This window comes from Paenibacillus sp. CH40 (genome assembly GCF_024213605.1).
GTDB lineage: Bacteria > Bacillota > Bacilli > Paenibacillales > Paenibacillaceae > Paenibacillus > Paenibacillus polymyxa_B.
On record NZ_JANAVQ010000014.1, the window covers coordinates 50,374 to 65,182 of the forward strand.

The 14,809-nt window shown below is 44.0% G+C and carries 12 protein-coding genes and 1 rRNA gene; 2 read left to right on the forward strand and 11 right to left on the reverse strand.

Going from position 1 to position 14,809, the window contains the following annotated elements:
• The 7 genes from NLX73_RS24025 to NLX73_RS24055 all read right to left on the reverse strand — a co-directional run bounded on the left by NLX73_RS24025 (position 1) and on the right by NLX73_RS24055 (position 8,409).
• Entirely contained in the window at positions 1-987 is a 987-nt protein-coding gene (locus NLX73_RS24025; protein ID WP_254327557.1) for a sensor histidine kinase, read from the reverse strand.
• A complete protein-coding gene (locus NLX73_RS24030) occupies positions 984-1,685 on the reverse strand; it encodes a response regulator transcription factor (RefSeq protein WP_254327558.1) in 702 nt (233 codons plus the stop codon). Before NLX73_RS24030 ends, NLX73_RS24025 begins: the two co-directional genes overlap by 4 nt.
• 488 nt (positions 1,686-2,173) lie before the next feature.
• On the reverse strand, positions 2,174-3,016 hold the full coding sequence (locus NLX73_RS24035) for a carbohydrate ABC transporter permease (protein WP_165179850.1): 843 nt from the start codon (positions 3,014-3,016) through the stop codon (positions 2,174-2,176).
• A 28-nt stretch (positions 3,017-3,044) separates the two neighbouring features.
• Positions 3,045-3,923 (reverse strand): carbohydrate ABC transporter permease, encoded by an 879-nt coding sequence (locus NLX73_RS24040; protein WP_061830977.1) that lies wholly within the window; start codon positions 3,921-3,923, stop codon positions 3,045-3,047.
• A gap of 78 nt (positions 3,924-4,001) precedes the next feature.
• Positions 4,002-5,303 carry an ABC transporter substrate-binding protein gene (locus tag NLX73_RS24045; protein WP_254327559.1) on the reverse strand — a complete coding sequence of 434 codons (1,302 nt, stop codon included), beginning with the start codon at positions 5,301-5,303 and terminating at the stop codon, positions 4,002-4,004.
• 198 nt (positions 5,304-5,501) lie between these two features.
• Complete coding sequence (locus tag NLX73_RS24050; RefSeq protein WP_254327560.1) at positions 5,502-6,608, reverse strand: response regulator transcription factor; 1,107 nt, start codon at positions 6,606-6,608, stop codon at positions 5,502-5,504.
• Entirely contained in the window at positions 6,601-8,409 is a 1,809-nt protein-coding gene (locus tag NLX73_RS24055; protein WP_254327561.1) for a sensor histidine kinase, read from the reverse strand. The genes NLX73_RS24050 and NLX73_RS24055 overlap by 8 nt, the downstream gene beginning before the upstream one ends.
• A gap of 177 nt (positions 8,410-8,586) precedes the next feature.
• Between NLX73_RS24055 and NLX73_RS24060 the strand changes: the two genes are divergently transcribed.
• Complete coding sequence (locus tag NLX73_RS24060; RefSeq protein WP_061830985.1) at positions 8,587-9,573, forward strand: LacI family DNA-binding transcriptional regulator; 987 nt, start codon at positions 8,587-8,589, stop codon at positions 9,571-9,573.
• An 82-nt stretch (positions 9,574-9,655) separates the two neighbouring features.
• Complete coding sequence (locus NLX73_RS24065) at positions 9,656-11,932, forward strand: alpha-galactosidase (RefSeq protein WP_254327562.1); 2,277 nt, start codon at positions 9,656-9,658, stop codon at positions 11,930-11,932.
• 133 nt (positions 11,933-12,065) lie between these two features.
• Here the strand turns inward: NLX73_RS24065 and NLX73_RS24070 are convergent, their stop codons facing one another.
• From NLX73_RS24070 to rrf, 4 genes are all read right to left on the reverse strand, one after another.
• A complete protein-coding gene (locus NLX73_RS24070; RefSeq protein WP_165179855.1) occupies positions 12,066-12,611 on the reverse strand; it encodes a GNAT family N-acetyltransferase in 546 nt (181 codons plus the stop codon).
• A complete protein-coding gene (locus tag NLX73_RS24075; RefSeq protein WP_069291909.1) occupies positions 12,608-13,333 on the reverse strand; it encodes a YjjG family noncanonical pyrimidine nucleotidase in 726 nt (241 codons plus the stop codon). The genes NLX73_RS24070 and NLX73_RS24075 overlap by 4 nt, the downstream gene beginning before the upstream one ends.
• 272 nt (positions 13,334-13,605) lie before the next feature.
• Complete coding sequence (locus NLX73_RS24080) at positions 13,606-14,457, reverse strand: alpha/beta fold hydrolase (protein ID WP_254327563.1); 852 nt, start codon at positions 14,455-14,457, stop codon at positions 13,606-13,608.
• A gap of 278 nt (positions 14,458-14,735) precedes the next feature.
• Positions 14,736-14,809 (reverse strand): 5S ribosomal RNA (gene rrf, locus NLX73_RS25255); the annotation flags it as partial.

Here is a 14,809-nt window from a genome sequence, read left to right on the forward strand (position 1 = left end):
TCATTTGCAAATTGGAAACAGGATTTGAACCGTCGTCCCTTCACCAACCGTCGATTTTAACTGAATGTTATGATTCAGTCTTTTGCAGATTTCAGACACCAAATAGAGTCCCATCCCGGTTGATTCACGATACTTCCGCCCATTTTCACCTGTGTAATAAGCCTCAAATACCCGTTCTACGTCTTTTTTAGGGATACCAATCCCCTCATCCTGTACTTCCAACACAATGACATGATCTCTTACGTGAGACATCAGTTTCAGACTGTGGGCATGACCTGAAGAATACTTCACCGCATTGGTCATCAATTGGTTAATTATGAATCTTAGCCACTTGGCATCGGTTATCACACACAACTGCTCGTCCACTTCATTGGAAGGATAAATTTCGTTACGAATCAATAGTCTTTTGTTATCATAGATCACATCACTAACCAGTTTTCGTAATACAACAGGCTCCACATGAAAATCAGGTTCAAAGGATTCCAACCGTGACATATATAAAATCATGTCTAGTCCTTTTCCCATTCGATCAATTTCATCGTAAATCTGATCAGATTCAGGATCTATTTTTCCTTTGAGGATTAAATGAATAACAGCAAGAGGAGTTTTCATCTGGTGAACCCACTGATTGATAAATGTAATATGATCACGCTGCTGATGCTCTAACTGATGAATTCGAGACTGATACAATCGGTAATATTGTAAAAGCAAGTGTTGCAATGAAGAGGCTAACGGATTAAGTACCTTCATCTGAATAAGCTCATCTAAATCTCTTAGGTTTGCAGTGGATAATATTCGATATAAACCAGAGTACAGGACATATCGGAAGAGCAAATAAACCAGCAATATGGAAGCCCCAAAAAAGACGGAATACAGGGCCGTCGACCAGTTACGGTAACCATCCAACCAATAGATACTTAACACAAGAAAAAGTTGGATGATATTAAAAATCACCAGCGAAAAATGGTCACGCCAAAAAAGCTTCACCGTTCATCCTCCTCAGTCAAGTGAAGCCGATAGCCAGCCCCTCTAACCGTCTCTATGATATCCCCCAGTCCCAGCTCGCTCAGCTTTTTACGGACACGAGTGACATAAACATTCAATGTGTTCTCACCCACATATTGGTGATCATCCCATAAAGCCTCTAAGAGATGAACTCTACCCACAACCTGTTTAGGATACGTCATTAATAGCTCTAGCAGTGCTGCTTCTTTCTGGCTAATTTCGACCTGCTTGTCATGGAACACAAGTTCCATAATATCGGGATATAGCGTCAAAGCTGACACTTTTAAGGAACGTGATTTTGGAGCAACGGCATAAGAACCATAGGCACGTCGCAGATTACTTTCTACTTTGGCTAACAGTACTTCGGGATAAAATGGTTTCGTAATGTAATCATCTGCTCCATTTTGCAAAGCAATGACCTGATCCATTTTATCATCGCGTGCAGACACAAAAAGGATGGGACATGTAGATTGAGTCCGTATTTGTCTACACCAATAAAATCCATCGAAACGAGGAAGATTCACATCAAGTAGTACCAAATCAGGCTCCACCTTTTGAAAGGCAACTAAAACTTGATCAAAATTTGAAATAATAACTCCTTGATAACCATATTTTTCAAGATAGGATTGGAGCAAGGAGCTGATTTGAGGGTCATCCTCTACTATTAATATCTTTTGCATTATGTTTTCTACCTTCTTAGTGCTTGAATTTTTAACAACTGATTTCTCTATAATGCCTTTATTTGATCATTCAAGCAATAACAACAATCTAATCCCCTTTGGTTGTAGATTTAGGAGGTTTTCGTGGTGGTGTATATAGAACCCCGGATAATATGCATGGTGCCAAATACCAGAGTGATTAACAATATAATTATAGTAACGACAACTATTACTGTTATAATGGTTTTTTTACGATTTTTTAATATTTCATTGAAACTTTGCATTGGATCTTTCAAGTCTGCTCACTTCTTTCCTTTACCTAGCTATTTACCAGCATAATTAGTTTCTACATAACGAACAACAGTTGAATCTTACAAAAACATTTCTTTGCTGTAAGGTTTCTGATTACCTACAGACCATCGTCGGATTGAACTAACGTATGTACATAACAAAACTGCCCGGGGTTGAGAATCTTTTTCTGATTCTCAACCCCGGGCAGTTTATCCTTTCTATCCTTTTACAGCCGAACCTACCGTCATCGCCCGCTCCACTTGTTCACTCAAAAACAGGTAGACGAGTACCATCGGTAAGGAAGCCATAGTCATAACAGCCCCCATGGCTCCCCAATCTGTGCTGTAAGAGCCTTGGAAGAAAAGCAAGCCGAGTGGCAATGTCTTCATATTTTCATCAGAAATTAAAATATAGGCCAAAGTGAACTCATTCCAGTTGTTCAAGAATTGAAAAATGGCCACCGTCGCAATTGCGGGCAATGCAAGTGGCAAAATGATTTTCAGGAACAGTCTATAAATATTAGCTCCATCCATGCATGCCGCCTCTTCAATCTCCTTAGGAATTGCTATAAGAAACCCGTAAAAAATCATGGACGAGAAAGGAAGGCCAATTGCGATATAAGGAAGAATAAGAGCTCCATACGTATTGGTAAGATGAAAATCGCGAACCAGAATCGCCAGCGGTATCATGATAACCTGCAGTGGCATAAACATTCCTATGATCATATAAGTCCGAACGGCAGAACGAAACCTCCATCTCATACGAGCCACTGCGAAGGCAAACATCAGAGCCAGTAAAAGGATGAACAGAGTCGAAATCGTTGATACGACCAGACTGTTCAGAAAGTAACGGGGAATATTAAACTGCGTCCAGGCATTAATGTAATTTTCGTAACGAAAATGCGTCGGCAGTCCAAATGGATTAGAGACAAAGATCTCATCGTTGTTCTTGAACGAGTAGGAAACCATCCAGAACAACGGGTAGACCGAAACAATAAAATACAACCACAGCGGTATCTGCAGAACAGCTTGTCTGAACTTGCTCAAAGCGGTTTTACTCATTTCGTTCTCCTTTTCGATACACGCCTTATCAGGCGGTTTGTCCGCGGTCGAACAGCTTATTGATGACTACAGTTGCCAATAGTGAAATTAGTACAAGCAGCACGGATACAGCACATGCATACCCATAGTTGCTTTCCATGAAAGCATAGCGGTAAATCATGAATGTCATTGTATAGTTTGTAGTGCCGGGGCCACCATTTGTCATAATCAGCATCTGCACAAAGGCCCCAATTCCAGAGGTAATCGCAATAATAAAGCAGAATTTGTAAGTTTCCCTCATCAGAGGAAGTGTGACATGCCAGTGCGCTCTCCATTTGCTGCAGCCGTCAATCGTGGCGGCTTCAAAGTAGTCTTCGGGCACTGACTTAACTCCTGCATATAGCAGCGCGAATTGATACCCCATAAACTGCCAGGCATTAACGAAGGCGATGGCAATAATCGATGCTGTCGGGGAGCTTAGCCAATTTTGCTGATAAGGGATGTTCAAGAGATCAAACAGCCGGTTGATCAATCCGTTAGTTGGGTCATAGATTGCGATCCACAGCTGGCACACCACGGTTACCGATAAGACAACTGGGATAAAATAAGACGTTTTCAGTATTTTTCGCCCCCGTGTGCGCGGGTCCGCACAGATTAGCGCTAATAGTGTTCCCAGTCCGATCTGAAAGACCGCCAGCACAATGGCAAAGATTAATCCGTTCTTAAGCGAAGTAGCAAGTAGAGGATCGGAGAACAGTTCCCGATAATTACTCAGTCCCGAAAAGGTCAGCGTACTCAGGCCATCCCAATCATAAAAGCTGCGAAGAACAGTTTGCAGAACGGGATATATCAGTATCACGCTATACAGTATCAAAGCAGGGAGGAGAAACAGTGCGAGCGCCGATTTGTTCCCCAAATATTTATTCATGTCTTGCTTCCACCCCTTATCTTTGGAACAGCATCCCCCAGCGACTTATCCGCCAAGGGTTGCCGAATCCCTGAATTCTCAGTTTTCTTTTTCCAATGTACTATTCAGATTGTTCACAAAATCCTGTTCAGAGAAATTATCTACCATTAAATTTTGAGTATTGTCATTAATGGTGTTCTGAATTTTTGTATTGCTCAGAAGTTGAGCATATTCCTGCGCGTTTGGCAGCAACTCTTTGACGACTCGCTGCATCATTGCTGGGACATTAGAGGCCATTGGCTTATCCACTTTCTGCGAAACAATTGGACTTCCAAGTTGGGTGTATCTGTACTCGGCTGACTTTGTGGCAAGGAAGGCCGCTATCTTTACAGCTGTTTCCTTGTTCTTGCTACTCGGTGATACTGCGTAACCTTGTGGTGAACCCGAGCCGTCTATGAAATATTTGGAATTCTCGTAGGTTGCTTCATCCTTTGCAGGCCAGTACATCCAGTCAACCTGGTCGCCCAGCTTTTCTTGTGAACTGTAAATTTCCCATTGTCCGTTCACAAACATAGCAGCCTTCCCTTGATAAAATAAGGACGATGCCTGATCATAATTGGTATTCGTGGCGTTGGCATCGAACAATCCGGCTCTCTGCAATTGCTTCATCTGCTGAGCCGCTGTTACAAATGCTTTCGGCAATGCTATTACACCTTTCTGATCAAGTGCTCCGAATCCATGTGGCTGCTCCCTTGTAACCAGTCCATTATAAAAAGCGGTCGTTATCCATTTTTCCTTGGCAAAGATTGACATAGGTACATAACCTGCGGCTTTCAACTTTTTCGCTGCATCGGCCATCTGGTCAATCGTCTTAAGCGGTGTTTTGATTCCGACCTTCTCAAAAATTGACTTGTTATAATAGATCATTTGGAATTCTATACCGGTTTCGGGATAAGCATATACATGATTGTCTGGAGCTACCAAACGCGATTCAACACCCGGGTTAAGATTCTTCTTGAATTCGGCCGTTGTGTCATAGTTGTCCAGCACCTCAACATTTTTCGATTTTGCGAAAGTTTGCAGGACAGACCAATCCGCTAAATAGATGTCTGGCATGTTTCCCGTTGCCGCATAGGTTTTCAGCTTCTGGCCTCCATCCTGCACGGCAGGATCCAGTTCAATCTCTACGTTTGGCATCTTCTTTTTGAGCTCTTCCACCGCATAATCGAACGGCTTTATGGTATCGTCATCAAAATGCTGCGCATACACCTTCAATTTGATCGTACTGTCCCCTGCCTCGCTCTTGGAAGAGGTCGAGGTATCTTCGCCACAAGCGACCAATCCAATAGACATGGTGAGTACTAGCAAAGCTGCACTCCAACTTCTGTAAGTTTTTTTCATGTGTTTAATCCCCCTCATGCAGTGTGTTTTATGATTACGCTTTCATTTGCATGACTACAGTATACTGCCGCTTCTTTTTTTGATTAAGGAATAAAACGGGCTTAATCAGTAAAAAACGGGACAAATAGAGTAGCGGTTCTCCATATATAGGAAAACCGCCAGGCTTAAATCGATTTGTCCTGCCTCTTAGGAAAGGCGCTACCTTTTTTTGAGTTGCTCATATTCAGTCGGTGTCATGCCAAAGCGTTTCTTGAAGCATTTGCCAAAATAATTAGGGTCACTGTATCCAACACTTTCAGCGATTTCTGACAGCTTCCGATTTCCATACAGCAAAAGCTCCTTGGCCTTCTTCATCCGGATGTGTGTAATATGATCCACTATGGAGAAGCCAGACTCCTTGCGAAAAACGCGGCGGAGATAGCTGGGATCGACGAAAACTCCGCACGAAACCTGCTCAGCAGACAACTCTGTGTCTGCATAATGTTCCTCGATATAATTGATCGCCGCCGCAAACAAATTGGAAGCCTTCGTAGGACGCATATTCTCCATCAGCTGGATCAGCTTGCGGTATAGGGCGAGCATCCAACCTTCAGCAGCCTCCCAGGAATCCAACTCCCGCAGCCGGTCGTAAGGAGATTTGTTCCCTCCTTCATCCCATAGCCGATCATAAGGAATGCCGCGTTCACTTGCAAAGGAAAGTGCTAGAGATACGATTCCCATAAGCATCGCATCTGCGTACTCATCCCCCCACTTGTATATACTAAGCTGCCGGATTGCCTTACGGATCTCCTCTAACGTTTCACTGTCTTTCATTCGGAGGTCTAGCACGACCGCATCACGCAGATGGCCCAAATCAGGCATACCTGATCTGCCGTGCAACGCTTCGCTACCATGCTTACCCCACTCGGTACTTTCGCTCTCTTGTGGAAACACCGGTAGTTTCGGCTTAATACGTTCCAACATCGAGAGCATTTCTTCTGCATTGAACGGCTTCAACAAATAATCCTGTACTCCGGTTCGAACCGCCTTCTGTAGGTATTCAAATTCGTTATGTCCGGATATGAATACAATAACGATGCGTTCGAACTTGACTTTCAACCTCTCGGCTAATTCAATTCCGTCAATAAAGGGCATATTGATATCTACGAGGGCGAGATGCGGCTGATGCCGCTCGGCTTCCTGAAGTGCTTCCTGGCCGTTCCTTGCTTCGCAGCAAACCCTAAAGCCATGACTTTCCCAATCTATCTTAATACGCAGAAAGTCTCGGAACAGCGGTTCATCATCGACAATCATCACTTTATACATCTTGGTGTTCACTCCCCTTTGGCAGCATCGGCAGCAACAGGTCAACAGTTGTTCCCTCCGTGAGCACACTATGCACGGATATCAAATACTCTTCGCCAAAATAGAGGCTCAGTCGTTGCTGAACACTGTAGGTACCGATTGATCGTATTCCTTCTTTCGGTAAATGTCTGGACATGATAGTCTGAACTTGGAATTCGTCCATCCCCACACCGTTGTCCTGCACCCGAACGACCACCTTATCACCCTGTTTAAAGGCAAAAATACGGATAAAACCTTTTGTTTCTTTCTTCTTAAGACCATGGTAAATCGAATTCTCGACAAGCGGCTGAAGCGAGAGCTTCGGGATCGGTGTACCTGCAAGCTCGGGAGGGATATCCACTTCATAGCGAAACACATCGGGATAACGGATTTGCAGAATCGTCAGGTAATCATCAGTAATCTGGGCTTCCTTTTCTAAAGTGATTAATTCCCGTCCCTTGTTTAGCACCATTCGATAAAAATCTGCCAGCGCTTTTGTAGTATCTCTAGCCTCCTCATTACGATCTAACTCATTGAGTGCATAAATGGTATCCAAAGTGTTGTACAGAAAATGCGGTTTAATTTGGGCACTTATCAGTGCAAGTTCATATTCACGCTTACGGTTCTGTTCCTGCCTTACCTCATCCAGCAGCTCCCGAACTCGTCTTATCATAAAATTAAACGCTTCAGCAATGGTACCGATCTCATCCTCTGTGCGGACTGTTGTAACCGATTGTAAGTCACCGGTTACAACAGTCCGCATGGCCCTAGTTAGTTGTTCGAGAGGGCTAACGACCATTTTAGATAGAAAGCTAGCGCCCAGCCAGGAAAAAATAAGGCATAACACGCCGATTAAGAGCGACAGTCTAACATTTTGCCGGACATCAGCCGTAAGCAGGCTAAGAGAAACAATATTGACCAACTTCCAATCCATCCGGTTATAATCCGTGACCGTTACCAGATTGCCCTCATACTCGAATGAGCACGTTCCATGGGATGCATTAGGTGCACAACGTTGGATGGCCTCACCCAGCTGTGGATTCACCGGATTCATCAGCATCTCATTGTCTTCTGCCACAGCCACGCGCATTTCGTTATCTAAAAAATAATAAGATTTGGGCGCATCTGGATCGCTGGAACGAAAGTAATCGGACAAACCTTCTTCCTTCACTAACAGAAAAAGCGTTCCATAGGGTTCGCCGGTGTCTATATTAATGACCGTCTTCCCCAGCGTCAAAACGGGAGAGTTCGGATCTGGTGTTAGGAAACCCCTCTTCTCCATATCAAACCAGAGGGCTTGTCCATAACTTTCGGATTCCCTTATCCGCTTAAGCATGCTATAGATCTTGCGATCATCCCCGCTTTCGGTATAAGAGGCGAAAATCGTCCCTTCATTATCAATGAATACAGCGGCATCCACCTCACGAAAGATTGACAAATCAATGGATAGGCGGCTCTGCATCAAGTTTCCAAACTGAATAGGCTCCATGGCAGTATCAGGTTTGGCACCGTATGAATCATACATCCGGTTAATATTCGTGACCATAATATTGGCCGCCGTTTCCACACTCCTGAATATGTAATCGGTCCTAGACAAGATAAGCTGAGACTCATCGACCACATTACTGGTGGTTTGCTCTATCAAAGAACGGCTGAAAAGTTGGTTGGACAACAGTCCAAGAACAAGCAGAGAAATAATAATTAGCGGAAGAAACACCGTTATAACCTTGCTTTTAAAGCGAAGTCGACCAAACCACTTACGAGCTAGTGACAGAATATTCAACTAGGACCCCTCCGTCATCAAGAGAATATTCATCATGTTAACACAAACAATCTCTACAGTAGTAGATCAAAAATAAAGTTAAAAAAATTCAACCGTTCTTCTTGAAAGTGCTTTAGAGATGTGTTAGGATAAAGTCGATTTTTAGTAAAATTATTAACTAAAAAGGTGTGAGCTCTTTTGGCAACCATTAAAGACATTGCCCGCGAAGCGGGTGTGTCTGCCGCAACCGTTTCAAGGGTTTTAAATAACGATCTGTCACTGTCCGTAAGCCCAGACACTAAAAACAGAATTTTTGGGGTTGCCGAGCAACTCGGGTATAAGCCTACCCGGCTGAGGCAATTAAAGCAGAATACGGAACGTGCCGGGAAAACGGTCTCCCTCCTGCTGTGGTGTTCTATTGAGGAGGAAAGAGACGATCCGTATTACGCTTCGATCCGCCGTGGAATCGAACTGCGCTGTGAAGAGCTTGGCCTGACGTTGGGCCAGACCTTGCGAGGCCGCTCATCCATCGGCACCCTGCAGAAGGCGGACGGTCTGATTGTTGTGGGCGGCGTTGACCCTGAAGAGGTATTCAAGCTTCATCCTGACAAGAACACCATTGTCCTTGTCGACCAGTACCATGAACAGCTGGAGTATGATTCTGTACGACTTCATTTCCGGCAAGCTGTTGATCAGGCACTCGGTCATCTACTTGAGCTTGGCCACCGACAAATCGGATTTATCGGCGGTAAGAGCGACGGTGAGAGAAGAGCGCATTATTTTGAACGATTCATGCGGGAACAGGGGTTGTACAATCCTCAATTCGTCCGTATAGGTGCCTGGAGTACCGCGGATGGTTATCTCATGATGAACGAACTCCTAACCCAACAGGAACGACCGACAGCCTGCTTCGCTGCAAGCGATCCGCTCGCTATTGGCGCCCTCCGCGCCCTTCATGGACATGGAGTCAAGGTACCCGAAGATATGGCTGTTGTCGGCTTCGACGACATTGAGATGGCAGCCTTCGTGCAGCCTCCGCTAACCACTGTCCGTGCCTACCCTGAACAGATGGGAAAGGCTGCCGTGCAACTGCTCTCTGAACGGTTTGAGGGACGTGAACCACCTGCGTACAGCGTGATCGGGACTAAGCTTGTCATTCGGGAGAGCTCATGCAAAAAAGGCTAACATCAGTACTTGAGAGTCTTGTTGTCATTGATCAGTATCCTTACGTAAAACAATAATGATACCCCCCTAAGGAGTGAATATCATGAACATTCATGTTAACGAGGCGCTTGGTTTGTTTCATTTGCAGTCCAAGGATTGCAGCTATATTATCCAGCTTGTAGAAGGATATCCCGCACATGTCTATTGGGGAGCTCAACTTCATCATGACCAAAGTCTCGCAAGTATATTGGAGCTTAGGGAGCGTTGCTCCTTCTCTCCCACTCCCGTTTCTTCCAGCCGTACAATTTCTTTGGACACGCTTCCTCAGGAATACCCCCAGTATGGAACAAGCGACTTTCGTCAACCAGCTTACCAGGTTGCACTTGCGGACGGAACTCGGACTACGGAGCTGAAATATAAAGGTTACCGTATTGAACCGGGTAAACCAAAGCTCGAGGGACTTCCTTCCGTCTATGCCGAATCGGATGATGAAGCCACAACCCTCTTTTTGATCCTTGAGGATCAATACTCGGGGCTTAAGACTACATTGCTCTATACTGTATTTGCGAATCATAGTGCCGTTGCTAGATCTACTCTTTTTGAACAAAAGGGAAGCGCTACCATAAATATTGAACACGCCATGAGTGCCTCTGTCGACTTCGCCGATTCCAACTACCAAGCTCTCTACTTATCTGGAGCCTGGGTTCGGGAAAGACATATTCAACGCCGCGATCTCGGACCCGGTTCCATTCGGCTCGAGAGCCGACGGGGTTCCAGCAGCCACCAAATGAACCCCTTTCTGGCACTACTTCGTCCTGATGCGACTGAAGATCGTGGGGATGTTTACGGTTTCAGTCTAATCTACAGCAGCAACTTCGTCGCACAGGCAGAAGTAGAGCAGTTCAATCAGACTCGTGTAAGTATCGGAATCAATCCTTTTGACTTCTCCTGGCGGCTTGAGCCGGGTCAGTCATTCCAGACCCCTGAAGCCGTATTGGTCTTTTCCGAAGAAGGTCTTGGAGGCATGTCACGCACCTATCACCGACTCTATCGCACACGTCTGTGCCGAGGGGCTTACCGTGACAAAGAACGTCCGATTCTCGTGAACAATTGGGAAGCCACGTATTTCGACTTCGACGCCGACAAAATCGAAGCGATTGCCAAGGAAGCAGGACCCCTTGGAATTGAGCTCTTTGTTCTAGATGACGGTTGGTTTGGTAAGCGCGACAACGATGACAGTTCGCTTGGAGACTGGTTTGAAGACCGTCGCAAGCTGCCTGGCGGGCTTGCTGACCTGGCAAAACGGGTTAATGAACAAGGATTACAGTTTGGCTTGTGGGTTGAGCCGGAAATGGTATCACCGGATAGCGAACTGTACCGCAGCCATCCCGACTGGTGCCTGCATGCGGAAGGCCGGCGGCGGACGGAAGGCCGATCCCAACTGGTGCTCGATCTCTCCCGCAAGGAAGTATGTGACTACTTGTATGAGACACTTAGCTCCGTATTCTCGATCGCTCCGATTACTTATGTCAAGTGGGACATGAACCGTAATATGACGGAGATTGCTTCGGCTACAGCTCCTAGTGAACGTCAAAAGGAAACTGCGCACCGATATATGCTCGGACTTTACGATCTGATGGAACGTCTGACCTCCCAGTTCCCGGACATCTTGTTCGAAAGCTGTTCCGGAGGCGGTGGACGATTCGATCCCGGAATGCTCTACTATATGCCGCAGACATGGACCAGTGACGATACCGATGCCATTGAAAGATTGGCTATCCAGTACGGCACAAGCATCGTGTATCCAGCCAGTACCATGGGCGCACACGTATCGAACGTACCAAATCACCAGGTGGGGCGAATCACCTCCCTCGCTATACGCGGCGACGTGGCAATGAGCGGAAATTTTGGCTACGAACTTGACCTAACTGCCTTTACAAATGAAGAAAAGGAGCTCGCTGCCAAACAAATTGCCCAGTATAAGGAAATTCGTTCCCTCGTACAGCAGGGAGATATGTATCGACTCCTTAGTCCATTTGAAGGTCGAGGCGATACGGCCTGGATGTTCGTTAGCGAGGACCAGTCCGAAGCTTTTGTCGCTTACTTCCGCGTACTAGCTGAACCGAATGGGCCCATCCGGCGACTAACTCTAAAAGGACTTGACCCAGATAAAAAGTATATAATCGAACACGGAGCGACGGGCAACACAGCAGTCCATGCGGGTAATACCTTAGTAGAGAATGGCGGTTCCCCCTTCTGCGTAGCATTTGATGGCGAAATTTTTGGAGGTGACCGCCTAATGAAAATTGGGCTTGTTGTCTCGGATCTCTCTGGAGATTTCGTCAGCTCTACCTTCCGCCTTAAAGCTATCTCCAACTAATAACAAATGCAGTTAGCAACGGTGAATATCGATGAAAAAATTAAAACAAGGCAGTCCGATTTTCCGGCCTGCCTTGTTTTATAACTTTGGTCCCTGTAGATTAATGACACACAAGAGATTGCCAAGCAATTGATCATTTAATAGCATCCTTGACTTTGATTCTCCATATCATATGATCAGAACCTGCTCCCCAATAATCTTTTAATAAATAATCAGGAGTTCCAAATTTCTTTTTCCATATTTTCTGCGCAATACGATATCCACTATCTAAACAAAATTCTTCTACTCCTCTATTCTTCAGCGCCAAATACATTGATTTCAACAATAAATTCCCTACCCCAATCTTCTGGTAGTCAGGGTGAACAAATACAGTTCCTACCTCGCATAACTTTTTAAATGTATCACTGGTAGATTTACTTATTAGTTGACTTACTGGTCCATATTCAATAGAACCCATTATTTGATTCCCATCTACAGCGATTAAGAAATATCGCTGCTCACCGTGACTCTCCAAGTCACTTTCCAAATATAACCTCTTAGTATCAATTTCCTCCTCTATGTCTTCCAGCATATGACCAATGCCTTCTTTAGCAAACGTGTCTGTAATCACAACTCTAAACAATTCATTTAACTTTTCGATGTCCTTAATTTCCGGCCTTCTGATTTCGACATTATTCATCTAATTTCAGCCGATGTATGATTCAGTACGGGATACTTTGAAAGTACACTATTCGGCAGCTCCATCAAACTTGTTATTTCATAAGTAGGTTGAATCCCAGACGTATTTGTTTTTCTGGAAGGGTTGAACCAACAGGTATCAATTCCGTATTTGTTCCCTCCTTGAATATCAGAGGTTAAAGAATCGCCGACCATGAGAACCTTACTTTTATTTGAAATGGCCAACTTGGTAAATGCGTAATCGAAAATACCAGCTTGTGGCTTTTGGCAACCCACTTCCTCTGAAATAATTACCTGCTCAAACACATCACGTAGCGGCGAAAGCTGAATTCTGGAGGTTTGCACCTCTTTGATTCCATTCGTAATGATCGCCAAACGACAGTCGGATAGTACATTACATAATTCAATCGCTCCGTCCATCAAAAAAGCACCTTCACCCAAATAACGTAAATAAGCAGCACTAAAGGCATCTGGATTGAAGTCTAGATCATGAACAGTAAATAATCGCTTAAACCTCTCGACCCGTAGCTGTGCCGAGGTAATATGTCCTTCCTCTGCCTCTCGCCACAACGAACTGTTGATTTCATCATAGCTGGATTTATACTCCGTGGCCCCTTGCGGCAATCCAAATTGGGCAAACGTATTATGTAGCGCATGACTCTCTGCCATTTTAAAATCAAACAGCGTGTCATCAACATCAAACAAAATAATTTCGTATTTCATAACGACCTCCATATCATTGCTTTACTAAATTGTTCAGTCCGCTTGATCCTTTGAGCTGTTCCAGATAGAAGTACAACAAAAAACAAACAATACATTATTACCTTTCGGTTATTATACAGAACCTAGTTAAGCCGTCAAGTCACTAATAACAAAGTCATAGTATTTTGTCATCGGTGCAAAAGGTAAATAACGCTCAATAAGAATGCCCGTAAAATGAAGGTGATCTCATTTTACGGGCCACTGAGCATCTAAGAGATGATATAGCAAGAATCCTAGTGATCTTCATTAATCCATTCGGCTAGTGTTTGATCAAAACAATGAGGTTCTTCAAACATCGGGTTATGCCCACTATATTCAAAAACCACTTTTTTCACGTTCTCGTAGGTGTCATCGACCCTATCCCATAAAGAAACTGGCGCAACCAAATAATCATACCTTCCCAAACCAATAAATACGGATTTATGGATATCCGCTAAGGATTGTATCAAATTCATGTTTCCGAATACTTCTCCCCATAAATAATCAAAGATAGGCATGTTCGTATATACATCATTCCACGTGTAAGCCGCATCATAGGCATAATCATAAAAGCTTTGAGCTCCCATACGTATACACATGTGAACAAATCTTCTATCAGGGTCTCTTTTGATATCTTCCTCTAATAAAACAATGTCCTTTTCAAAACGTTCCTTTCTTTCTGAACTGGCCGTTTCATTAAAGAAAGAAAAGCTTTGCCGTTGTCTTTCTTGGCTGTTTGTAGGTGCTGAATTTAAAAGTACCACTTTTTGAACATAGTCCGGGTATTGTTTAGCATATTCTAAAGCCATAAAAGCATGCCCGGAATGTCCTAATATGATAAATTCATTTAGATGAAGGCATTGTCTTGCTGTTTCTATATCATTAATAACTTTATCCAAAGTATAGTCTTCTGGTTTTAAAGCTCGAGTCGGTTTTGCAAACCCTCTATGATCCAGAAAAATAAACTGAAACTTTTTATATAAATGGTCTGAAAATAAGCGAGGATAATATACACTACTGCCGATCACCAATATCGGTCTTCCGTTACCTCTTATAGCATATTTCAGCTCAAATCCATCACTAATAACTGCTTGATAAGTGCTCATTTATAATCTCCTTTTCTTTTTTAAATCACTCCCTTTCCTTTGTGTAATTCCCTTGTATTCTCCATAGAACGTTCCAACACTTCAACTCACCTCAGAAAGTACATTTATTTTTATGAGAAAAGTTTAACATGGTTTTTTCAAAAACAAAACTGTGTTATTTTTTGTCTTACTTGTCTTGACTTATGGGATTCATACTGGATTTTTGACCAGCATATCTTTTTGGAAACAAAAAAACCGCGATAATCGCGGTTTTTTATGTAGAGGTCATACTTTTATTTGCTTGGCGACGTCCTACTCTCCCAGGACCCTGCGGTCCAAGTACCATCGGCGCTGGAGGGCTTAACGGTCGTGT

Excerpts from the sequence above, each read along its gene's own strand:
- NLX73_RS24030 (WP_254327558.1), bottom strand. The coding sequence starts at position 1,685 with ATGCAAAAGATATTAATAGTAGAGGATGACCCTCAAATCAGCTCCTTG.
- NLX73_RS24035 (WP_165179850.1), bottom strand. The coding sequence starts at position 3,016 with ATGAGTAAAACCGCTTTGAGCAAGTTCAGACAAGCTGTTCTGCAGATA.
- NLX73_RS24040 (WP_061830977.1), bottom strand. The coding sequence starts at position 3,923 with ATGAATAAATATTTGGGGAACAAATCGGCGCTCGCACTGTTTCTCCTC.
- NLX73_RS24045 (WP_254327559.1), bottom strand. The coding sequence starts at position 5,303 with ATGAAAAAAACTTACAGAAGTTGGAGTGCAGCTTTGCTAGTACTCACC.
- NLX73_RS24050 (WP_254327560.1), bottom strand. The coding sequence starts at position 6,608 with ATGTATAAAGTGATGATTGTCGATGATGAACCGCTGTTCCGAGACTTT.
- NLX73_RS24065 (WP_254327562.1), top strand. The coding sequence starts at position 9,656 with ATGAACATTCATGTTAACGAGGCGCTTGGTTTGTTTCATTTGCAGTCC.
- NLX73_RS24070 (WP_165179855.1), bottom strand. The coding sequence starts at position 12,611 with ATGAATAATGTCGAAATCAGAAGGCCGGAAATTAAGGACATCGAAAAG.
- NLX73_RS24075 (WP_069291909.1), bottom strand. The coding sequence starts at position 13,333 with ATGAAATACGAAATTATTTTGTTTGATGTTGATGACACGCTGTTTGAT.
- NLX73_RS24080 (WP_254327563.1), bottom strand. The coding sequence starts at position 14,457 with ATGAGCACTTATCAAGCAGTTATTAGTGATGGATTTGAGCTGAAATAT.